The 21,944-nt window shown below is 40.5% G+C and carries 20 protein-coding genes, 1 tRNA gene and 1 pseudogene; 7 read left to right on the forward strand and 15 right to left on the reverse strand.

The genetic code is table 11. The features are described 5' to 3' along the window. Window positions 1-661: 661 nt before the first annotated feature. Together JCM15907_RS06750 and JCM15907_RS06760 are read left to right on the forward strand one after the other, a co-directional pair. A complete protein-coding gene (locus tag JCM15907_RS06750; RefSeq protein ID WP_199897232.1) occupies window positions 662-1,336 on the forward strand; it encodes a helix-turn-helix domain-containing protein in 675 nt (224 codons plus the stop codon). Between the two features lie 140 nt (window positions 1,337-1,476). Continuing rightward, window positions 1,477-2,103, forward strand: a complete 627-nt coding sequence (locus tag JCM15907_RS06760; protein WP_051522426.1) for a DUF417 family protein — start codon at window positions 1,477-1,479, stop codon at window positions 2,101-2,103. A gap of 455 nt (window positions 2,104-2,558) precedes the next feature. Here JCM15907_RS06760 and JCM15907_RS06765 read toward each other — a convergent pair whose 3' ends face one another. The 15 genes and pseudogenes from JCM15907_RS06765 to JCM15907_RS11225 form a co-directional block, all read right to left on the reverse strand. Then, window positions 2,559-4,049, reverse strand: coding sequence for a phytoene desaturase family protein (locus JCM15907_RS06765; protein ID WP_025843230.1), 1,491 nt, complete (start codon window positions 4,047-4,049; stop codon window positions 2,559-2,561). After that, window positions 4,046-4,792 carry a tetratricopeptide repeat protein gene (locus JCM15907_RS06770; protein ID WP_025843231.1) on the reverse strand — a complete coding sequence of 249 codons (747 nt, stop codon included), beginning with the start codon at window positions 4,790-4,792 and terminating at the stop codon, window positions 4,046-4,048. The genes JCM15907_RS06765 and JCM15907_RS06770 overlap by 4 nt, the downstream gene beginning before the upstream one ends. Window positions 4,793-4,933: 141 nt before the next feature. Next, window positions 4,934-5,911, reverse strand: coding sequence for a glycosyltransferase family 2 protein (locus tag JCM15907_RS06775; protein WP_025843232.1), 978 nt, complete (start codon window positions 5,909-5,911; stop codon window positions 4,934-4,936). Next, complete coding sequence (locus tag JCM15907_RS06780) at window positions 5,908-6,432, reverse strand: lysophospholipid acyltransferase family protein (RefSeq protein WP_025843233.1); 525 nt, start codon at window positions 6,430-6,432, stop codon at window positions 5,908-5,910. Before JCM15907_RS06780 ends, JCM15907_RS06775 begins: the two co-directional genes overlap by 4 nt. Window positions 6,433-6,528: 96 nt before the next feature. Beyond that, the gene (locus tag JCM15907_RS11215) at window positions 6,529-7,167 is read right to left on the reverse strand and encodes a carotenoid biosynthesis protein (protein ID WP_051522427.1); all 639 of its coding nucleotides are present in this window, start codon (window positions 7,165-7,167) and stop codon (window positions 6,529-6,531) included. Between the two features lie 2 nt (window positions 7,168-7,169). After that, window positions 7,170-7,745 carry an isopentenyl-diphosphate Delta-isomerase gene (gene idi, locus JCM15907_RS06790; RefSeq protein ID WP_025843235.1) on the reverse strand — a complete coding sequence of 192 codons (576 nt, stop codon included), beginning with the start codon at window positions 7,743-7,745 and terminating at the stop codon, window positions 7,170-7,172. After that, the gene (locus JCM15907_RS06795) at window positions 7,732-8,601 is read right to left on the reverse strand and encodes a phytoene/squalene synthase family protein (protein WP_025843236.1); all 870 of its coding nucleotides are present in this window, start codon (window positions 8,599-8,601) and stop codon (window positions 7,732-7,734) included. Before JCM15907_RS06795 ends, idi begins: the two co-directional genes overlap by 14 nt. A 482-nt stretch (window positions 8,602-9,083) precedes the next feature. Next, window positions 9,084-9,563, reverse strand: a complete 480-nt coding sequence (locus JCM15907_RS06805) for an ExbD/TolR family protein (protein ID WP_025843237.1) — start codon at window positions 9,561-9,563, stop codon at window positions 9,084-9,086. Between the two features lie 15 nt (window positions 9,564-9,578). Then, the gene (locus JCM15907_RS06810; protein WP_025843238.1) at window positions 9,579-10,187 is read right to left on the reverse strand and encodes an ExbD/TolR family protein; all 609 of its coding nucleotides are present in this window, start codon (window positions 10,185-10,187) and stop codon (window positions 9,579-9,581) included. Window positions 10,188-10,206: 19 nt separating this feature from the next. Further along, on the reverse strand, window positions 10,207-10,686 hold the full coding sequence (locus JCM15907_RS06815) for a hypothetical protein (protein WP_025843239.1): 480 nt from the start codon (window positions 10,684-10,686) through the stop codon (window positions 10,207-10,209). Between the two features lie 12 nt (window positions 10,687-10,698). After that, window positions 10,699-11,388, reverse strand: coding sequence for a MotA/TolQ/ExbB proton channel family protein (locus JCM15907_RS06820; protein ID WP_051522433.1), 690 nt, complete (start codon window positions 11,386-11,388; stop codon window positions 10,699-10,701). Between the two features lie 320 nt (window positions 11,389-11,708). Next, window positions 11,709-11,796, reverse strand: a tRNA-Ser gene (locus tag JCM15907_RS06825). A gap of 292 nt (window positions 11,797-12,088) precedes the next feature. Beyond that, window positions 12,089-12,907: a 3'-5' exonuclease family protein gene (locus tag JCM15907_RS06830; RefSeq protein ID WP_025843241.1), complete on the reverse strand. Its 819-nt coding sequence runs from the start codon at window positions 12,905-12,907 to the stop codon at window positions 12,089-12,091. Window positions 12,908-13,077: 170 nt separating this feature from the next. After that, a pseudogene (gene metG / locus JCM15907_RS11220) lies at window positions 13,078-15,141 on the reverse strand (methionine--tRNA ligase). Between the two features lie 232 nt (window positions 15,142-15,373). Continuing rightward, window positions 15,374-16,339, reverse strand: a complete 966-nt coding sequence (locus JCM15907_RS11225; protein WP_306305483.1) for a type I restriction endonuclease — start codon at window positions 16,337-16,339, stop codon at window positions 15,374-15,376. Window positions 16,340-17,148: 809 nt separating this feature from the next. Here JCM15907_RS11225 and JCM15907_RS13695 point away from each other — a divergent pair. From JCM15907_RS13695 to JCM15907_RS06870, 5 genes are all read left to right on the forward strand, one after another. Then, entirely contained in the window at window positions 17,149-17,277 is a 129-nt protein-coding gene (locus JCM15907_RS13695; protein WP_277907058.1) for a hypothetical protein, read from the forward strand. Window positions 17,278-17,301: 24 nt separating this feature from the next. Beyond that, window positions 17,302-18,531, forward strand: a complete 1,230-nt coding sequence (locus JCM15907_RS06855; RefSeq protein ID WP_025843243.1) for a site-specific integrase — start codon at window positions 17,302-17,304, stop codon at window positions 18,529-18,531. 123 nt (window positions 18,532-18,654) lie between these two features. Beyond that, a complete protein-coding gene (locus JCM15907_RS06860; protein WP_025843244.1) occupies window positions 18,655-19,836 on the forward strand; it encodes a site-specific integrase in 1,182 nt (393 codons plus the stop codon). Window positions 19,837-20,013: 177 nt separating this feature from the next. After that, a complete protein-coding gene (locus JCM15907_RS06865; RefSeq protein WP_025843245.1) occupies window positions 20,014-21,360 on the forward strand; it encodes a hypothetical protein in 1,347 nt (448 codons plus the stop codon). 80 nt (window positions 21,361-21,440) lie between these two features. Then, window positions 21,441-21,884, forward strand: coding sequence for a hypothetical protein (locus tag JCM15907_RS06870; RefSeq protein WP_148297482.1), 444 nt, complete (start codon window positions 21,441-21,443; stop codon window positions 21,882-21,884). The last annotated feature ends 60 nt before the right edge of the window (window positions 21,885-21,944 follow it).

Below are 21,944 nucleotides of genomic sequence, written 5' to 3' on the forward strand. Positions count from 1 at the left end.
CCACAAGAAAAACAAGGAGAGAAGAGTAAATTAGATAGCCCTCAAAAAAACAAAAGGCAGCTTGCAAAACATTGATGGTCCATAAATACAAAAAATACATCAATCACCTCTCAAATTACAGACCTCCTACATTCAATAGCAGAAACCTACTCATGCCAACCATTAAACTTTATAAAGAAAACCATTATCCCCTCTAAGAGCAACCTTTATTCATTATGAAGACAAACATTATGCATTAAACTAGCTAACCATAGACCATGTTTGCCCCCAATATTAACCCTATCTCCTAAAAACATCCATCTCAAAAACAGGTAACAAGAGACGAAATAGACAAGAAAGCCGAATAAGCAAAAAAACTGTACACATAGAACAATTGATTAAAGGCCTCCTCTCTCCATAGAGATTAATAAGGGATAGATAGGTGTGTCTTAAATTTTACTATCTTCGCTCTGCAGGGGGTGTCAAGCATATATAAATAGGTAATAGTATGTCTTCTCAACTTATTTCAATACGGGATTTTCTTTCGAATATTACACAGGAACCTTTTTCGTCTTCTCTATACAGTATCTTTTTTATACAAGAAGAATCCCGATTTACGATAGACGGCACTTCCTATCATTCCCAAGGAAACATTGTACTCTTTCTCTCGCCTTACCAAGTTTTGACATGGCAAAAAGAGCCATCGAAGTACCGTTTACTCTCTTTTCATGGTGATTTTTACTGTATTGAATACCACAAATACGAGGTGGCTTGCAACGGTTTACTTTTTAACAATGCCTATCTCAAGCCTTATGTCGAAGTTGATGACAATTTACACGCATACCTGCACCAACTAACCAACCATATCTCCAAAGAGAAAGCCTCCGAAGAGGACGTACAGCCCTTTACCTCTTCTATTATTAAGTCTTATCTGCAACTTCTACTTGCTCTTTGCAGCAGACAAAAAAACTCTGTAGAAGTGGAGCAAAAAAGATTGATAGACCAGCAAGCCTCACTTTTCGAGCGATTATTAGAAGAATATCATCTCTCTGAGCGCAGAGTTTCTTTCTATGCCAATCGGCTGGGAATATCCCCTGAAGTTCTCAGCAGAAAAAGTAAACAAGCATTTGGAAAGACTCCCACACAACTCATACAAGATCGTGTTATCATCGCGGCAAAAAAATATCTTCACCTCACCAATAAAAGCATCAAAGAGATAGCCATGCTACTCAAATTCGAAGACGAATTCTACTTTAGTCGATACTTCAAAAAGGCAACAGGACTCTCTCCCAAATACTTCAGAGAAGAAGTAGGCATATCTATTATAGATCGCAATCCACCACCTCAGAAAGAATAGTAGGGCACAATGGAGGCTAAGGTATACTCTTCTATCAGCTCTTCGTCAAAATTATCCATATCATTATCACTTTTATCCATTCTCCACACTACGAAAAAGAGAGAATTTTGCAGGGTAGATATTATAAGAAAATACTAATTATGAAGAGTTTTATTGAACAAGTATTCCAAACATCCAGCAAAATAGTTCTCAACTTAGAGCGTCCCTTTTTCAACTTTATGCGCATATCCATCTTCGTAGTTATGGCATGGATAGGGGGACTCAAAGCCTGTCAATATGAGGCGGATGGGATTGTTCATTTTGTGAGCAATAGCCCCTTTATGAGTTTCTTTTACACCAAATCGAATAGTTACGTAGAAAACGAAAAGGGCGAGGTAGTTAAGGAGTATACCCTACACAAAAACCCCGAAGGAAAAATGGTACGTAAAAACATTGAGTGGCATAATGAAAACGGCACCTACCCTTTTTCATACGGATTGGGAACGTTCATCGTATTGATTGGTCTATCTGTACTCTTGGGCATTTGGTTTCCTCGTATCGGACTTATTGGAGGATTACTGACATTCGGGATGTCGATCGTTACACTATCTTTCTTGATAACAACCCCCGAGGCATGGGTTCCAAATCTGGGAGGAGATTTTCCCACTCCTCACTACGGATTTCCCTACCTATCTGGAGTAGGACGATTGGTAATCAAAGATATAATCATGAGTGCTGGCGGTCTGCTCGTAGCGTGGGGTGCAGCAAAAGAAATAATCAAACGCTAAGCCTCCCCCTATAAAAAGAGAGTGTGCTATTCTTCAATGTAGCACACCTCTATCTTTGCAGAAGGCTACGCAAAGTGAACTCCTATTAACTGCCTATTTCATATTTTCCTAAAAAGAGCTTTTACAAACTACTATATTGAAAAACGGCAAAAAAGATTTTCTCTTTTACTCCTAATCACAGAGCGAATAAACGTGATGATGATACTCAAGCATTCGTTCTTTAACAATCTCTCAGAAATCGCTTTCAGAAGAACTTCTGAAGCACCCCCTATCGAAGGGTCGAATTAGACACACATCGAGAACACAAATTAGATGCATATAAATATCCTCATTGGCATGTAGCAAAGATTTTCGACACTTATCATTTCCTATCGCTCCATGCCAAAGATGTATTAAAAACAACCATCAAAAAATCTCTTCCGCCAACAGCTTTTTAGGAGATAAAGTATCTTCTTCTAATCATTTCTATGAGGATGAGCTAATGATTCTATGCGTTCACAAACTAAATCGGCACTAATAACAGCCATAGGTAAACCGGCACCCGGTACAGTAGAAGCTCCTACATAAAACAAGTTTCCAAACTGCTCGTCAAAGTTGGCAGGACGAAAACCTCCAATCTGCATCATCTTATGCGAAAGTCCTAAGCCACTTCCCTGGTATAGATTGAACTCTTGCTGCCACTCTTGAGGTGTGTAGACCGTTCTCGAAATAATATCAGGAAAAATATCTCTGCCTATTCGATTGGAAAAGTCCTCCAAAATACTATCTACAATAGCATCTTTATCACTCCAATCCTTTTTATATTGCAGGTTAGGAACAGGGCACACAAAGAAAAGACTCTCGCATCCCTCAGGAGCGCAATTCGGATTGTGCTTAGATATGACATTTACATAGTAATAAGGCTTTTGTAGCGTATCAGGATCTTGAAGGATATTATTGGCATACTCTTCATAATTCGTACCCAAGAAGTAGTTATGCTGGTCTAATTGAGGCAACTTACCCTTGACTCCTATATAAAAAGTCAAATACCCCATAGTCCACTCCTTTTGCGCAAGCTTCTCTTCGCTATACGCCTTTCTTCGTAACACACGACCTCTAAAAAGAGCTGCATCAGCATTACACAAAAAGAGATCCGACTCATAACAACGTCCCTCCTTATCAATCACAGCGGTAAGCTCGTTACCATTGAACGCAAAGTCTGTAATCTCAGCATTGAGGTGGAACGTTGCCCCTCTCTTCTCCAACTCCGATATCAACCCGCGCACAATATTGTACATCCCCCCCTTCACATTATAGTAGCCATCGTGACAAAACTCGGTATAGGAAAGAAGGCTATAAATAGCCATTGTATCGAAAGGCGTGCGTCCAAGGAAAAAGGCTACCAAAGAGATAATCTGCTGAGCTTCTTTGGAAGAAAAGTGTTCGGTAACGTGTTTCCAAAAAGTCTTCAATAGCAGGGGGATATGACGAGGATTGACCCTCACGAGGGTAGTGATATAGTCGAAAAGATTATCAAAATTGTTGCGTATAACGATGTCAAAGGTATCTTCAAATAAAGCCTTGGACTTCTTTAGATAACGTTGCATCTTGACTTCAAAATCAGGCTCAATGCCCTCGAATTGCTGGGCCAATTTTTGGACATCCTTATAAAGGTGGTAAACCTTATCATCTCCCCGAAAATTGACCGAGTAAAGAGGATCTAACTCGACAAACTCAAAGGGCAATGCCACACCACATTTGTCCAAAAACTCTTTGAACACATAGGACATACTAAAGAAACTAGGCCCCGTATCAAACGTAAAACCATCCTTTTGGATTTGATTCAACCGTCCTCCAGGGGTGGCATTTTTTTCCACAAACACCACCTCATAGCCTCTTTTTGACAGGAGAAGACCACTCGCTAATCCACCTAACCCCGTTCCTATAATCGTTATTTTCTTCCTCATGACATATTATGCTTTTGCTTAAACTTGGCATAAAGATTATCCTTTACCCACTTAAAGTTAGGTTCTTTTGCCAATATTTTTTTATAGTACCCATCGGCTCGTTTTACCTCATCTAACGCATCATAGGCTTGTGCGATCTGAACCCAAAGAGCAAGCACGTTCCAGTCCTTACCCTCCACTTCACCCGACTTCATTTTCGATAAGTATAGCTTTTCGGCAATGAGGTAGTATTTTATCGCCTCACGCTTGGAACCTCCAAAGAGAGCGGGACGGTAATAATCAATATTGCCTAACTGAACATACCCAAAAGCATTATTGGGGTCTAATTTGACCGACTTTTCGGCAGCAGTAACGCTCTTACGCCCTAAAACAGGAGCCTTAAACTTATTAAGCCCTACCCTATACCCCAAACAAGCCGACTCGTAAGCATAGAGCAAGGCAGGTTTTATGTCACGCTTCCTAAGCGAAGCTATCCGCACCTCTACCCTATCCATATAAATTTTGGCTAAAGAGGTTTTCTTATTACCCATACACCACCCAATATAACCATACTCAAAGTTGAGTAAATCGAGTTCTTGCTCTACCGTTTTATCGGGTATCGTATGCATTCTATCAATAATACGCTTCCAAGACTCCATATCATTGAAGATATAGGCATTGTATATGCTCTCCCTTTCTGATGCCATAAGCGAGAAAGGGAAAAGGGCAAATAGCAATAAAAAAAGTATTTTACAACGTTTCATATAGATTAATTTATATCGCGCGACCTTTCCATAAAAACTGTCGACGCCTTTTATTATACCAAGATTTGAATATAAAAGCCCCGAGCATAAGTTGCTGGGGAAGCATAAGCAATATGTTGAAAAAAGGAGATTGTTGGGCGGTCAAAGAGACAAATAGCTTGTCAGTACGATGATAGAAATATAACCCACCAATAAAAAAGAAGAGCGAGTACAGATTATGGGCAAAATACCCAAGGTCGTTATAACCCAATAGAGAAGCGCAACAAAATAGGAATTAGAGTGTCCAAAGAAATAGGTTACATTTTTCGCAAAACCTTCCAACGCCCCACGCCAATCACTATACATCTTGCAATGAATAGACTTAGTCCCTGTGAGACACGCCACTCTATATTGACTCCGCTTGAAGTACCGAGCTATCTCTATATCCTCTGCTCTACTGTGTCGGTAAGTAGCATGAGGCCGTAGCTTCCAATAGCTATTACGACGAAAAAGCATACACTGCCCATTCGCCGCCGATAGAGAAACTCTTTTGGAAAGCCTAACCATTGGAAGAAATAGAAGTGTCAGAAGAATAATATGCATATTCGGCACAGAGACTTTCTCTGCCCAAGTCTTCATATCCTGAGTAGGAAATAATGTAAGTAAGTCTACCTGCCTTCTCTGAACATAGGCAATAGCACTCTCTACGAATCCTACTTCTATACGCACATCTGCATCAAGAAAAAGCAAAAAATCTCCCTTTGCTTCCATAGCAAGGGTATGGCAAGCATGGTTCTTGCCTAACCATCCATCTGGCAGAGTTGAAGAAGAGATTAGTCGAAAGCGAGTGTCTCGTGCACAATAATGAGCTACAACCTCTGCCGTACTATCTTCAGACTGGTCATCACACACAATAACCTCACAAATACTTTCGCTCCCCATCTTCTCAATGTCGGATAGGAGATGTCCTATATTATCTGCCTCATTACGAGCAGGAATAAGCACAGAGACATAGTATTTTTCAGGTAGCTTTATTTCATTGGAGTTTGGCAATCGCTCCAAAAAAAGCAAGTTCAGCAATGCTATCAATCCTCGCAACAAGGTAAACCCCAAAACAATATATGCTAAATACTCTATCATTCCACTACATCGGTTTGTTGTAATAAAGAGTCCGCATAAAATCTATTATAAGCTTCCTGCAATGCCTCACAAGAGAAAGTCCCCTCGAACTCCTTTATGTACATCGTTACTGTCGGCTTAGAATGCTCAAGGAAATCAACAAGATTGGCACTAAAAACGACCTGTACTCTTCCCTCATTATTCCGAACGATGCGTTCTATCCCCTGTTGAAAAAAGAACTCCGATTGATAAATTGATTGAAGTCTACCTTGAGGATAGATAAGTAGCATGTTCTTTGTATCTTCTAGAACTTCACGAGCATACTGCAAAGAACGAACAATCTCCCGGCTCCCTTTCTTCACTGAAAAAGCACCTGTACGATTGAAAAAACGATATCGAAGCAACTGCTCCTCTTGCATCATAAAGAAGAACTTACGCTTAAAGACTTTCCGCTTTAGATACATGGCCCAAAAACCATCCCACCAACCGATATGATTGGCTATAAGCAACACAGGCAATTCTCTATCTAAAAATGTTCCCATCACCCTTACAGAATGGAATTTACTCCTAAGCAGATATTCCGTGTAATATTGAAAAAAAGGGTAAACAATCGGATGATGCCTTGCTTCAAGCATAACTTATACTATCAATATAATCGAGAAGAAGAAAAACTGAATAGAAAATAGGAATAGAGCCATTTTGTTGCGAACACTTATATTCATCACATATCTCAACGTATGAAAAAGTAGGGCAAGAAATGCCCAGACTGCATAATTCTGTAAGGGAACTACATCTCCACCCCAAGACCACATACCCATGCGAGGTGCTACCTGTTCCATAACGACATCGTATCCTACCATAAGGGCAGAGGGTAGAACAATCCAATAGAGGGGGCTACGAGGAAAAGAACTCAACATAGCTGCACTTAAATAAATCAAGAGTACCCAATTTACCCCTATGATAAGAGGTGTATCAGCCACTTTCACCCCCAGCTCTGCACCATAGCTATAACTACCAAATACCACTCCTGTTGCCACTCCACACACCTCCACAACAAAACTCACCACGGCAACGAGAAGCATAAAAAACAATAGCTTAAGCCTCTGCTGAGTTTGATCATAAAAGCTCAAAAAGAGTATCGAGAGAAGAAGTACCCAAGGTGTCATACCTGCGTAAAGAGCTCTCATCTCTGGATGCCCTAATTGAATAGCCCCAAAAATGTAAAAGAGCGACATCACGCCCATTATCAGCCCGTCCGTCTTATTATAGTTTTGCATTGTTATTGATTTATCTTGTCTCCACTATTCAAAAAGAGAAGTTCATGCAAGTGAGGGAGAGCTTTTTGATAGATAATCTTAAACCAAGGAGTAAAAGATTCAGAATCCAAGATTATTTCTTTATCAAGAGCAGTATGAGACAAATACTTCCAATCCATTACCTCCTGTTGATTGGGTCGTGGATAAGCATCCGTGATGTAGAAAAAAACTCTATCATACTCATGCTCTATCAGATTATTATTAAGAGAGACTTTATAAGTAAAATCGAAAAGACAGATAAGATGCGCTGGACTAATCTCCATTCCCATCTCCTCTCTCATCCGTCTACAAGCCGCCTCTTCATACGCTTCCCCCTCAAACGGATGTGTACAACAAGCATTGGTCCATAAGCCTCCAGCATGATACTTCTCTTTCGCCCTTTGATGCAATAACCATTCTCCTTGGGTATTAAATACAAGAACAGAAACAGCTCTGTGCATTGCACCCTTTCTATGAGCCTCCATCTTCTCCATAGTACCCAGTGGATTATCATTAATATCCACAAGAACCACTCTATTCTTTACACTATTTGAAGTCATGAAATACAATTTGATTTTTGATTATTAAAGAGAGAAGAAGTAACCCTTTCTGATAGTTAGGTACACGAACTCTTGTCTTCACCAACCGTTCTGCGGGCGTCCTCTTTATTTTATTAAGCAAACCTCTATAATACTTGTAAGCTGTATACACTGCAAGACGAACTCCTACAGGCAACTTTTTTATGCCACTATAAGCCTCTTCAAAATCTTGCTCTATCTCTCGCACCAACTCTATTTTAGTGGCTTCGTTAATTCTATCTATGGAAAGATTGGGAAAATATATGCGCCCCAACACCAAACAATCATCTTGTAAATCTCGAAGGAAATTGACCTTCTGGAAAGCCGACCCTAATTTCATTGCTGGGTACTCCAGTTCCTTGAAAAGTTTTTCATCTCCTTGACAAAAAACTTTCAAACACATAAGACCGACCACATCGGCAGAACCATAAATATATTTGGCTGTCTCTTCTACTGTCTTATACTCTTTCTTCTCCAGATCCGCCCTCATACTGGAAAGAAAAGCCTCTATATACTCTTCGGAAATGCCATATTTACGAACTGTTAATTGAAATGAATGTAAAACAGGATTCGTGCTTACTCCCTGCTCGTAAGCCAAACGATAAGATTGCTCGAATGCATCTAAGAGTTCTTTTTGATTGTGCTCATGAAAAGAGTCCACAATCTCATCTGCAATCCTTACAAAACCATAGATACTATATATTGCAGAACGTATATTTTTAGAAAAAAGGCTTGACGCTGAATAAAAAGATGTACTGTACATCTTGGTGAGAGCACGACTCATTTCAAAAGAACAAGAGTGGTACTTTTGATAGTTAGAGGTATTAATATTCTTCATCGCGAAAGATTTATATTACACCTTAAAAAAGATATTTTTGTTCTACACTTTTGCCTCCCCATATTCGTTTCTTCTATACTTTCCCCTCTAAGTTACATAAAAACCCAAAACTACACCAGATTATTCTAAATAAATCAAGTATTATTTCCAAATCATTTTTCTACACTCATGACACTAATCAAGAATGTACTGTTTTTCAAGATCATATAACAAGTCTCTGAAAGTATTAAATGTTTGATAAGCAAAGAGGAGAATGTAGGGCTCTTTTATCTATCGAAATTCAATATCTAACACTAAGAGAGTGTTGAATAACATCCATATTCATGGGGGGGGGTATCGACCTTCTGAATAATATCTAAAAAAAGCTCTTCTCTTAAATTCGATTCTGAGCAATAGAGAAAGTGAATGCAGAAAATAAAAAGAACACCCTTAGAATTCAGTTCTAAGGATGCTCTCATTTAGTTCGAAATATGAAATTTGTATCAGTTATTCTTTACCACATCTCTCGCAGAGTAGCTAATGTTAAGAGCATCGGCTCTACGCAATTGATACTTGATATCTGATATAATCTTCATTTTTGTATCTGCATCTGCTTTGATAGAAATTGTCATGAGTTTTTTACGCTCATCTCTGATTTTGGTTTCTTCTTGTTTTACGAAATCGTATACCAACTCAGGGTTTTGAACAATCTTATCGTTAATCTGAATGCAGGAATTATTACCAAACTTGTCTCTATAAGCTGCTACAGGCTTTCCGACATAGAGGTAAGAAACGAGAGATTTCTCCTCCAATTTTGTTAGCTCCGTTGCTCGAGGAAGATTGTTGTACTCCACCTTTGCTGTTACTTCACGTATGCTGGTAACCATCATGATGAAGAACAAGAATGCGAAAATAAGGTCAGGAAGAGATGAAGTATTCAACTCCGGCATTTCTCTACCACCATTTTTATTAAACTTTCCCATTATCTATTCCTCCCCTTACTTTAAGTTTGACAAAGGCATTTCAGATACGTGCATAGGATAGGCCTCCAATACTTGCTTCTGCTTTTCTACAGACAATTCTTTGTAGGCAGTGCGGAAGCGAGCTATTGCAAACTCGTCCCAAACCTCATTATATGCCTTAAGAATCTCATTCTGTACATTGATGTACATTTGGTAGCTCGTTTCTACCTCATTTTTTAGAGATATTGCATAGCTTGAGGTGGTAACCTCTACTCGTCCTAAACCCTCAATATCACGAACTTCCTTTTCAGGTAGTTCTGGATTGTTTCTTGGGTTTACGATGAATTCCTTTACACGATTCTTCAAATCATCTATAGGAACAATGATCGTCCTATCGCCAGCTGAAGTTTTTTTCAGTATGGCAATCTGGTCTCTACGGTTAACGAGCAACTGCATAATGTTGCGGTCGTTAATCTCAATATCCTGACGTTGTTCTTCTTTGGGTACAAGTGGCGGCAAGCGACGCTTAATACCCTTGTCGGTATCCATTGAAGTAGTTATCAAAAAGAATATCAGAAGAATGAAAGAGATATCGGCCATCGACGATCCATTAATGGAAGGTACTTTCTTTTTTGTTTTAGCCATTGCTCTTCGGTTTTAGATATTACTTCTTTGATATAGCCTTGCGGATAGCCCCCCAGATCATAGCAACTATAATAGCAACTACAAGCACATAGCTTGAATAGAGTACCATATCGCTGGTCTTAAGCCATCCTTCTGTTAGATACTTTTGGGAATCTTCGTTTACTCCACGCATCGTTTCTGCACTACCATCTCCTATTGCGTAAGTTACACCCAAGAGAACAAAGAGTGCCACAATAGAAAGAAGAGAAGTCATACCCTTTTTGGGGTTACGAGAAAACACGCCAAAGAAACTGGACAAAGAAAAACACACTGTAGTTAGTAGCGTGATGACTACCAACGCATAAGCCCAATAGAGATAAGCTCCTGTCAACTCGTAGGCTTTGTTTGTGCCTTCCATATGGGAACCTCCCAAGAAGAGGGCCACAAACATAACCACGGAGATTACCAACAAAAGCAGTAGTACTCCACTAGATATTTTGCGACTTTTAGTTACGGCCATAGTTGATATTACTTAGCGTTTGAGGTTGTATTTGATAACTAAATCCAAGAGAGAGATAGAAGCATCTTCCATTTTGTTAAGGATAGCCTCTACTTTGCTAAGGATATAGTTATAGAAGAGTTGAAGGATAAGAGCTACAATAAGACCTGCAATGGTTGTGATAAGAGCTACTTTCATACCTCCTGCTACAACTGTAGGACTGATGTCTCCAACTTTTTCAATTTTGTCGAACGCCATAACCATACCCACAACAGTTCCTAAGAACCCGAGAGATGGAGCCATAGCGATGAAAAGAGTAATCCAAGAGAGGTTCTTTTCCAAAAGACCACCTTGTACACCTCCGTAAGCTGTGATAGAACGCTCAACTACGTCCAAGCCCTCGTCCATACGCATAAGACCTTGGTAGGCAATAGAAGCAATAGGACCACGTGTGTTACGTGCGATATTCTTAGCTTCTTCCACATTACCTTTTGCCAAAGATGCTTCGATTTGTTTAAGAAGCTTTTCGCTGTTTGTATCGGCAAGGTTAAGATAAATAATACGCTCCAAACAAAGTGCGAGACCAAGAATTAAAGCCAATACGATAACGGCCATAAAGTCAGCGCCCCCTTCGATGAACTTTGTCTTAAGAGCTTGGTGGAAACCAGCATCCTCTGCAGGAGCTTCAATTTCTGTCATTGCATCTTGTTCGGCAGCTTCCATTTCAAGAGCTGGTTGTTCTGTGGCCTCCACCTGCTCAGTAGTAGCTTCGGTTGTACCTGTTGCAGGTTGATCTTGAGCCACATAGTAGAGGAAATACTCACTGACAGCAAAGCTGTGCAGGCAAGTGTTGCAAAAAATCTTTTCATCTCGAAATTGTTTAGATTAGTACTTTTCTATTATTTGTTATTATTCTCTTTATTGTAAAATAGTTGTATGATAGAGACACCTTACACAAAAAGGGTAACCCGAACTCAACATCCCTCAATGCAGATTATACAAAGGGAAAAGAGTAGCACTATCCATATACACCAACATTACAGCGGAGAGAGCGGGATTCGAACCCGCGAAACGCTTTTGGCGTTTACACACTTTCCAGGCGTGCCTCTTCAACCACTCGAGCACCTCTCCATGGCAGAAACTTTTCAAAAGCAAAGGTCAATACCCCTCCATCCATGGATTATCAACGACCTCCTCTGAAAAGCTCCTCGCTAATTCACCGCAAATCTAATCTTTTTTCATCACCTAATTGCTATTCTAAAACAATTGTTTTTAGAAAAAGCTCTACTCACAGACTCTTTGAAAAACACAACCCTTCCCCTAAAACCCTATGAATAAGACTATTATGAAACAACAAAGGCTCTTTCAGGGAGCTACATTAACCTCACAACCTATGTTACGAAAGAAGACTTTACACACTTCATTATAGAAAAAAACGTAGGCAAGCTATAACCAAAAGAATATCTCGGCAACTTTTATCTGCATAGGTCATAAGCAAATCTCTCCTACCGAAATAGAGTAACCCATAGAGTTCAGCAAGATTTAGAAAAGGTAGTCCTCTATCTCCATACTGTTTTTTAAAATACTTCTCTCCCTCCAGCATAGTACATAAAAGAGGATAATCTTTCCAATTAGGAACTATCAGATTGTGGAGAGTACAATCTTGCGCTATAGCAGACAGGTGAAAATCCAAATTGTGACCCACTAAAGTAACTTCGGGCGACAAATCTTCTAAAAAACAACGATACACTAAAGCTGGGACTTCTCCTATTTCCTGCATTTCCTCATTAGATATACCGTGTATTCTCTCGGCAGACTTACTTATAATTCTATCCTGCTTAAGCGTACGACTCTCCTCTCGGATAACCGTTGCCTGCTCATCTAAAAGTGTCCAAGATAGACGCACTACGGGAGGAAGTTGAGAGGGAATATGCCCTCCCAAAGGAGCTTCTTCAGTCTCTACACTATTTGCATCAGGGATTATATCGACCGTTTCTGTATCAATCACCATGTAATAGGGCTTTGCCCCTATAGGAGCTTTTGGGAAATGAAAGAGAGAAGAACTGGTTACATCTATCTGATTAGTCGGAGTAAAGGCAGTTTCCTCCGTTTGGACAAATCTTTTTCGACCTCTACGACTAAACCAATAAAGTACCCCACTACCCCCATTAACATAAGTATATCTAAGAAGCGCATAGTATAAAGAAAGTTGTGTATTAATAGGATATAGGGAAAGTTTCAAAAGAACAGCTGTTTCACAAAAAAAAGAATAGGATAGAGACAATTACCCTCGAGGCTACTCATTGGTTACATAGCCCCATACGTTCTTCTCTTCGAGGACATTCCTTTGCAACAAAAGACTCCCAAATAGACTTACTTAGAAGCTTTTGAGAGTCTATATAAAGGATTCAATTATCCGATTTTGCTTCCTGGAGCTATATCGTCACTAAGAATCGTTACTTTGAGCGTACCTGTTTTATAATCTTCGGCAGAGAGTATCATCTTCGGAAGTAATCCCCATCATTTTTCGTGGAGGGAGGTTAGCTATAAAACAGATATTCTTACCCAGCAACTCCTCTGGCTGATAAAATTTAGCAATGCCCGAGAGAATAGTACGCCCTTGGAGTCCATCGTCAATTTGAAAACGAAGTAGTTTATCTGATTTAGGTACTCTTTCACAAGCAAGCACTCGTCCCACTCGTAAATCCATTTTCACAAACTCATCAAAAGAGGTATTCTCTGCAATAGGAAGTGCCTTACGCAGAGATGCTTCGTTGGCTTTCTTTATATTTTGCAGGCGTTGTATTTGCTGTTCAATGGAGCTATCCTCAATTTTTTCGAAGAGAAGCTCTGCTTCGCCAATGGTATGTCCCTCTGCCAATAGAGAGGAAGTGCCTAATTGTGCCCATTCAAAAGGAATAGTTTGTAACATACGAAGCAATTTTTCTGTACTAAAGGGAAGGAAAGGGGCGAAGGCTATCGTGAGATTAGCTGTGATCTGTAAAGCCACATGGAGTATAGTAGCTACACGCTCCATATCGCTCTTAGCCACCTTCCAAGGTTCTGTCTCTGCAAGATACTTATTACCAATGCGAGCTATCATCATAGCCTCACGCAAGGCCTCGCGGAAGTGGAAACTTTCGAGGTTTTGAGAAAGTCGAGGAGCAATGGCAACAACTTCGTCCAAAATTTCCTTATCAAAATCGGTTAGCACGCCACAAGGAGCACTTTGCCATCGAAATACTTATGGGTCAAGACTAAAGTGCGATTGACAAAGTTGCCATATATAGCCACTAACTCATTGTTATTACGGGCTTGGAAGTCCTTCCATGTGAAGTCATTGTCTTTCGTTTCTGGAGCGTTGGCAGTGAGTACATAGCGAAGCACATCCTCCTTACCGGGAAAATCCTGCAGATATTCGTGGAGCCAAACTGCCCAATTACGACTAGTAGATATTTTATCGCCCTCTAAATTGAGAAATTCATTGGCGGGGACATTATCAGGCAAGATAAAACTACCCTCTGCCTTAAGCATAGCAGGAAAGACGATACAGTGAAATACAATATTATCCTTTCCGATGAAATGAATCATACGAGTAGATTCATCCTTCCACCAAGTCTCCCAAGAATCGGGAAGCAACTCTTTCGTATTACTTATATAACCGATAGGAGCATCAAACCAAACGTAGAGCACCTTTCCCTCTGCCCCCTCGACAGGTACAGGCACCCCCCAATCCAAGTCTCGACTCACGGCTCTGGGCTGTAACCCCATATCAATCCAACTCTTGCATTGACCATATACATTAGGCTTCCACTCTTTATGTTGCTCCAATATCCACTCACGCAACCATGTCTCATCTTTATCCAAAGGGAGATACCAATGCTTGGTATTCTTGAGGATAGGTTTAGCTCCGCTGATAGAACTTCGAGGCTCGATCAAGTCGGTAGCACTGAGCGAAGTACCGCAAGCCTCGCATTGATCTCCATAAGCTCCTTCTTTATGGCAGTGCGGGCAGATTCCAACGATATAGCGGTCTGCCAAAAACATGTTGGCTTCGGGGTCATAATACTGCTCGGAGTCTTGCTCTACAAAGTGTTTTTTATCGTACAAAGTGCGAAAGAATGCCGAGGCAGTCTCTTTGTGTGTAGGACTTGTGGTACGAGAATAGATGTCGAAAGATATACCAAATTCTTTGAAAGACTTCTTTATCAACTCATGATAGCGGTCTACCACCTCCTGTGGAGTACAGCCCTCTGCCTTTGCTTTGAGCGAGATAGGCACTCCATGTTCGTCAGAACCACCTATAAATAGAACCTCTTCTCCCAAAAGTCGCTTATAGCGAGCATAAATATCTGCTGGAACATATACCCCTGCTAAGTGTCCTATATGCACAGGACCATTAGCATAAGGGAGCGCACTGGTTATGAGGGTTCGTTTGAACTGAGATATCTTATCGTTTTCTTGACTTTGTTTCATCTAAATCTCCTTTATATATAAAGTGTATCTTTTATGCTTCAAAGGTACAAATTTACTCTATACCCTTATAAGAAAGAAGCATTACATAGGCGTAATTAAAGAGGGGCACAAAAGGAACAATGTATAGAGAATAAATCTCTATTTCTTCCGCGGCAAGGGAGTGAGAACTCTCAAAATAACAGTAAATATGTATCGTGAGAGCTTTCTTTCCGGCTTTTCATGCCCTACTCTCTCACATCAACTTTTTGGTTTGCTCAATGATACGCTGAGAGTGTTTGTATATATCATCTATCGTTTCAATATAAACCGCCTCTTCCTTTTTGTTATCATCAAGAAAAACAAGCTTTTTTGTATTCGAAGAATTCAGATATAGGCGACACACTGTTTTACGATTATTATCATCCAAGAATATCGCAAAATAGCGCTGGGCATCTCGATAAGTAACTCGACTTAAATCTATCGTATCCTTTAATATAGATTTGACTATATAAAAAGATTGAAGCTCTTCCTCCGTAGTTTCTATTTTACATTCACTTTCCTCCTTACCACTTTCTTTAATTTCATCCTCACTTGAAGAGGCTTCTTCTTTTACGATAGCAGCCTTCAACCTATCTGATATTAAATCAGACACATAACTACTGATGGTCCTTTTTACGAGAAGTGTAAATTGCTCTAATGCTTTAGCATTAAAAACTCCATCATAAACCTGTTTCCCAATAAAGCGAACAAAATCAGGAGAAGGATTAGCAAACTCTTTGATTATTACAGAACGTAGCTCATGCATATACTTCAGCTCATTGGCAGAACTAAGGATAGTATCTACATCAAAATACGATTTATGAAATTTCTTCAGCTCTTCAATTTGAGCATCTTTTAGATCTAATAAATTCACTTCCAAGAAGGGCTTTTCGTCCATTTTATTAGGCTCCGCCAAGTCTGTATAAAACTTGTAAATGATACCATTTGTCAAAAGTCCAAATTTAGCCTTCGACACATTAAAATAACGGATCAGTTGATTATCATGAAGAGTTAGATTTTGCGCCCAATGTTTACATTCTATCAATATAATAGGTGTTCCATCTCGAAGTATTGCATAGTCTATTTTTTCTCCCTTCTTCATTGCTATATCGCAAGTCATCTCTGGTTGCACCTCAAAAGGATTAAAAACATCATATCCAAGAGCCGATAAAAAAGGCATTATCAGGCATTTTTGGTAGCCTCTTCTGTTAACAAACTATCCTTTACCTTCTCTATTTTTTCCGAAATCTGTTTTATTGAGTCCTTAAAATCCATTGCTTTGTTCTTTCTGTATTTAATGCCATACTATTCGTTATTCTTAATACTCGGAGTACTTATTTCCTCTCAAGAAAAAGTAGTAATAGGGAACCTATACAAAGCCTAACGCCACAATGAAACATTCTTCAATTCCCTTAAAGGGAACACATCCAAAGATGCTAAAAAAGATTAGTTGAGCTTTCTTTTTCTGGCTAATTATCTTTCTTGACAGATAGTTTCTCCTCTTTTGCCCTTGGCAATCACTTTTTCTAAAATTGAGTTAAGCTCTACGCAATAACAGCACCCCATTTTTGAGGTTACGTGATATACATTAGCGATAAAATTAGATTGGTAGGACACATTAGACTCTAATCCATAAACTTGGTAGTATGAATATTATGCTTCTGTTAAATGAATCAATGCTCCGACCTCTGCAAAGATACAAATTGTCGCTCAATGCATAGCACAACCTCTTCTTGGGGAAGATAAGGAAAAAGATATAATGCTTTCAAAAGTTTGCACAGATGGTTTCGAGAGTTTACTCGGAGGGTTTCGGAAGTTTGCACAGAGGGAACTATTCGAGGAAAGGGCATTGGGGAGCAGATGGAGGGTAAGTGGATGAGAGTGAGAGGGATTTGCGGAATATTGCAGTGGTTTGCATTGGGGTGTAAAGAGCAGAAGGTGTGGATTTATGAAGAAGTTCCGTTACCAAATCATTAGTCGATTCGTTGAATGGTAACGGTGGGGCAAAAGGAGGTAACCGAAGAGGGTTTCGTCTGTCATGAATTTTTCCTCTTCTGCGGTGCTGATGCTCTATGCCACAAAGTTTTGCGTAACAGAGAACGCTTCGGTAACGGGTAACTTTGCCCATAAAAACAGAAGCGTATGAATAGAGACAAATTCAAGGTGTTGCTCTACCTGAAAAAGAGCGGATTGGACAAGTTGGGGCAAGCTCCAATCATGGGGCGGATAACGTACGGGCGAACCATGGCGCAGTTCAGTTGCAAGCTTTCATGCGACCCCGATTTGTGGAACGCTCGTGAGAGCAGATTGAACGGCAAAAGTCGCGAGGCAGTGGTTACGAACGGCAAGTTGGAGCGTTTGCTCCTCTCGGTGCATTCGGCTTATCGGAGACTTTGTGAACGAGGTGCGGTGTTTACGGCAACGGACATCAAGGAGTTGTTTCAGGGAAGTATGCAGGGTCAGACGACTTTCTTGGAACGATACGACCGCTTGTTTGAAGAGATGGAGAAATTGGTCGGAGTGGAAATCAAAGCTTCTTCGCTGTATTCCTATCGCTCGACTCGAAAGCATTTGCAACGCTTCATCCTCCATCAGTTTCACTCTTCGGACATCGCTTTCGGACAAATTGGGGATGATTTCCTCTCGCAGTTGGAACATTATATCAAGGGCGTGTCGGGGCTGTCGCAAGGCAGTTACAGACGAATCGCTTTGTACTCCAAGAAGATTCTCCGTTTGGCGTATCAAGAGGGACTTATCGACCGCTTGTTGTTCGATACGGTCGAAATAGAGCGAGGCGAGAACAGAGTACCTCGTGCATTGGATAAGGGATCATTGGAGAAGTTACGGGCTTTGACTTTCGATGCTCACGAAGCGGCACTGGAGACAGCTCGAGATTTGTTTGTTTTCTCTTGTTTCACGGGTGTTGCCTATTGCGATATGGTTACCCTTGGTCGGGAGCATCTTTTTACGGATGATGAAGGGGCATGGTGGCTGAAGTTCCGCAGACAAAAGACCGACACTCTTTGCCGTGTTAAGCTTCTGCCCGAAGCGGTGCGTTTGATAGAGCGGTATCAGTCAGAGGAACGAATCACGCTCTTTGAGCCCGTTGCCTATTCAGTTTACCTTGCTCAACTCAAGGCTTTGCAACTTCGGGCGGGCATCGCTGTTCCACTTTCGGCTCACGTCGGTCGCCACACTTTTGCCACACTCATAACGTTGGAACGAGGTGTCCCCATCGAGACCGTGAGCCGAATGTTGGGGCATGGCAGCATCAAAACCACGGAACGATATGCCCACGTCACCCCGAAGAAGCTCTTCGATGAGTTCGAGCGATTTATCGCTTTCACCGAAGATTTACGACTCTCTTTGTGACATTCAAGAATATGCACCGAAAAGCACCTAAGCTTTTCCGAGAAAGCAATAAAGCTTTTGTCTGAAAGCTTAGGAGCTTTTGGAGGCAAAGTAATTACCATTCATACAGCACACGAAAAGATTATGCGCAGTACATTCAAAATCCTATTCTATATCAATAAGAGTAAAGTCAAAACAGATGGTACGACAGGCATCCTTTGTCGCATCACCATCGACGGAGCAAATGTTGTGATGAGCACGGGCGAAAGCATTGCTCCCCACGAGTGGAACCTGAAACGAGGTGAAACAACCGATAAGAAAACGAATCAACGCTTGGAAGCCTTTCGGGACGAAATCGAACTGGGGTACAACAACCTACTCCATCGGTTTGGAGCAGTGAGTGCGGAACTGCTGAAAAATCATTTGCAGGGTGTGGGCAAAGCTCCGACAACACTTTTGGCAATGAGTCGGGCAGAAGAGCAACGACAAAGCGAGGAAGTTGAAAAATCCAAGAGCGAAAGCACCTGTCGGCAAAATGGTTATTCGGACAGGCAGTTGAGAAACTTTGTGCGAAGTCGAGGCGAAGAGGATGTACCTCTTACAGCTGTTACGGTGAGATTCTTCGACGATTATCGCTTCTATCTGAAGAGAGAGAATTATGCTCCTGCAACGATAAACAAACATCTCTGCTGGTTGAGCCGATTGATGTATCGAGCCGTCAGCCAAGGGACAATCCGTTTCAATCCGTTTGAGGGTGTGAAGTATGAGACAGTGGAGCGCAAACCTCGCTTCCTCTCCAAGGGCGACGTGGCGAAGCTCTTGGCTTTTCCATTGCAGGATGAAGGGGCAGAACTAAGTCGAAGAATGTTTCTTTTCTCTGTCTTTACAGGTTTGGCTTTTGCAGACTTGCAGAGCCTGCGAGTTTCACAAATCGAAACGAACAGCGAGGGGAGACAATATATCCGCAAAGCAAGACAGAAAACGGAAATCGAGAGCCTGATACCCCTGCATCCGATAGCAGAACAGGTTCTTGCTCTCTACTTGAAAGAGGAAGACTGCAGCAATGACCACGAAGTATTTCCCGACACGATAACCAAAAACCAACTTATCGCCCACCTCAAAGCCATAGGTTTGGCTTGTGGTATCCGCACTCCGCTGACTTGGCACGTTGCAAGACATAGCTTTGGCACACTGACCTTGGAAGCTGGTATCCCGATGGAGAGCATCGCCAAAATGATGGGACATGCCTCCATCTCCAGCACGCAAATCTACGCGCAAATCACAGACCAAAAGATTGCAAGGGATATGGACAGATTGATACAATAGCAATGTACCCATTAATAGGTGGAGATATAGATTCACACCATCATTATAACAAATGATAGGCATTCTGTAGTACGTATTCTCACAGCATCTATTTTATAATTACATTTGGAGACGGTAGCAAGAGATATTCTCTTGTCGCGTGGAATTTCACTAATTAAAATTATGTAGTAACAAGTTATGAAGAAACTATTTAAAAGCAACTTGCTATTGATCTTAATCGCTGTTCTTCTATTCGGCTGTCGTGGTCAAAAAGAAGATTTTTTAGCATCTTCCGTATCCTCTGTCATTGAGGAGAAGATGCCTTCAGAGAGTTCAACATTACGCTCAGGGAACGAATTTCTTACTCTTTCTGAAGCTGATAAATCTATCATTAAAAACTATTGTAATGACTTAAAAACATTGGCTTTTGAGTCAAGTGCAATGACCGCAAAGGCTCTGAATTACGACTCATATAAAGAAGTCCCTATAGAAGAAATTCTACGTAATCCAATGGTAGCACACCTCCAATTTTTAGATATAAAAGAAGAGGGGACAAATAACCCAATCCGTTTTTATGATCTTTCTTTAGAGGATAGAGAGGAGTTTCTAAATGCATACCTAAAAGAAGAACAGAAAAGTATCGAAGAGAAGGTGGCTCTCGTTCCAGAACTCTTAACAGAGATAGAAAAGTACGATCTTGCTTGTGAGAAAATATTCTCCTCCCAACATATTGAGCGCTTAGACTATGAAAACATGGACTTTAGTAAATTCTCTATAGCAAAAACACAATCTTCTAAAACCCTCAAAAGATATTCAACCTCAACTAAAGAAGTAGATCTTTTCGACTTAATAGAGGAAGAACTGGACTCTCAGAATAATATTCAAGACCATGTGGATATGTCCGATGGTTTAAGCCCAGCGATGCTAAGAAGTAGCAGTAGTAGTGGAGGGGGAGGAAATACTTCTGTTAGAAATAAAATTATTTCCAAACACTTGGAGGCAAGAGTCCGCAAAGGGGATATATTAATACGAGAGAAAAATTTGTTCGCTATAGGCAAAAATTTTTCTATTGGAGGGCATACAGCTATCATCAACACACCTCTGAATTGGAATTCCCAATCCTGGCACAATTTATCTATTGATTCAACTCCTAAAGACAAAAAGGAAGGGCATTCTGATGGTGTTCAAGAGATGACATTTGATACTTGGTGTCGTCCTCATGCAGTACTTGGAATACGGAAAGTCATAACACGTAGGAGTAAGGTGAAAATAAGGGGTCGTCGTCGTTACTATCGCTCTTATGTTCCAATAGAAGATCTTTCGAGGATGGCAGATAGAGCAAAAACATATATTGGGAGACCTTACGGCAATGTATTCAAAACAATGAAAGAGGTTCCAAACAAATTTATTTGTAGTTCTCTTGTTTGGTATTGTGCTAAAATGGAATATGGTGTTGATATATCAAATGGGTCGCGAAAGTATGTTTGGCCAAGCGATATTCTTAAAGATTCTGAGACATACATAAAGACAGAATACAAGAAGTAATTATGAAGAATGTTTATTATGCTATTTTAAAATTCACGACTATTGCATTAGCTGTGTGTTGTACCCTAACTTCTTGTCAAATGGGCAGGATAGAAATTAAACGCTATCGTGATAGACCTAAAGATCCTGCACTTATTGGAGAGTGGTTATATTTAGGTGTTTTTGATGAGATAAAATCGAATCCCGATTTTGTGGAGAACAATCGTAATGATGTCAATTTTCTTGCAGGGATCGTATATCATAGCAATGGAGATCTACAAGTGATTAGATTACACTATTACGAAGACAGTTCTGAGCCCAGATTGGTAAGAGAGGCTCCTAACCATGCATTTTACACGAAAGATGGAGTCATTTATTATATAGAAACCCATCCTAAGAGAGGGGATTACCCCAATTGCACTGAAGAAACGTATATAATCAAAGGCAATCTATTATGCACAGATCCTATTGATGGGCAATGGAAGCCACAGTATGAACGAAAGACTGTAACTGTAGATCTTTTCCCTAGTAGGGTTGTGGAGTGATAGGGGGGAACTAGTGTTTTAATTTTGCACCCGAAAAGTTCATATTCAACTTTTCGGGTG

It is taken from the genome of Porphyromonas gingivicanis JCM 15907 (assembly GCF_000614585.1).
GTDB lineage: Bacteria > Bacteroidota > Bacteroidia > Bacteroidales > Porphyromonadaceae > Porphyromonas > Porphyromonas gingivicanis.

Coding starts and splice junctions, on each gene's coding strand:
- JCM15907_RS06760 (WP_051522426.1), top strand. CDS start 1,477: ATGAAGAGTTTTATTGAACAAGTATTCCAAACATCCAGCAAAATAGTT.
- JCM15907_RS06765 (WP_025843230.1), bottom strand. CDS start 4,049: ATGAGGAAGAAAATAACGATTATAGGAACGGGGTTAGGTGGATTAGCG.
- JCM15907_RS06770 (WP_025843231.1), bottom strand. CDS start 4,792: ATGAAACGTTGTAAAATACTTTTTTTATTGCTATTTGCCCTTTTCCCT.
- JCM15907_RS06775 (WP_025843232.1), bottom strand. CDS start 5,911: ATGATAGAGTATTTAGCATATATTGTTTTGGGGTTTACCTTGTTGCGA.
- JCM15907_RS06780 (WP_025843233.1), bottom strand. CDS start 6,432: ATGGGAACATTTTTAGATAGAGAATTGCCTGTGTTGCTTATAGCCAAT.
- JCM15907_RS11215 (WP_051522427.1), bottom strand. CDS start 7,167: ATGCAAAACTATAATAAGACGGACGGGCTGATAATGGGCGTGATGTCG.
- idi (WP_025843235.1), bottom strand. CDS start 7,745: ATGACTTCAAATAGTGTAAAGAATAGAGTGGTTCTTGTGGATATTAAT.
- JCM15907_RS06795 (WP_025843236.1), bottom strand. CDS start 8,601: ATGAAGAATATTAATACCTCTAACTATCAAAAGTACCACTCTTGTTCT.
- JCM15907_RS06805 (WP_025843237.1), bottom strand. CDS start 9,563: ATGGGAAAGTTTAATAAAAATGGTGGTAGAGAAATGCCGGAGTTGAAT.
- JCM15907_RS06810 (WP_025843238.1), bottom strand. CDS start 10,187: ATGGCTAAAACAAAAAAGAAAGTACCTTCCATTAATGGATCGTCGATG.
- JCM15907_RS06815 (WP_025843239.1), bottom strand. CDS start 10,686: ATGGCCGTAACTAAAAGTCGCAAAATATCTAGTGGAGTACTACTGCTT.
- JCM15907_RS06820 (WP_051522433.1), bottom strand. CDS start 11,388: ATGGAAGCTGCCGAACAAGATGCAATGACAGAAATTGAAGCTCCTGCA.
- JCM15907_RS11225 (WP_306305483.1), bottom strand. CDS start 16,339: ATGCCTTTTTTATCGGCTCTTGGATATGATGTTTTTAATCCTTTTGAG.
- JCM15907_RS13695 (WP_277907058.1), top strand. CDS start 17,149: ATGGTAACGGTGGGGCAAAAGGAGGTAACCGAAGAGGGTTTCGTCTGT.
- JCM15907_RS06855 (WP_025843243.1), top strand. CDS start 17,302: ATGAATAGAGACAAATTCAAGGTGTTGCTCTACCTGAAAAAGAGCGGA.
- JCM15907_RS06860 (WP_025843244.1), top strand. CDS start 18,655: ATGCGCAGTACATTCAAAATCCTATTCTATATCAATAAGAGTAAAGTC.
- JCM15907_RS06865 (WP_025843245.1), top strand. CDS start 20,014: ATGAAGAAACTATTTAAAAGCAACTTGCTATTGATCTTAATCGCTGTT.
- JCM15907_RS06870 (WP_148297482.1), top strand. CDS start 21,441: ATGGGCAGGATAGAAATTAAACGCTATCGTGATAGACCTAAAGATCCT.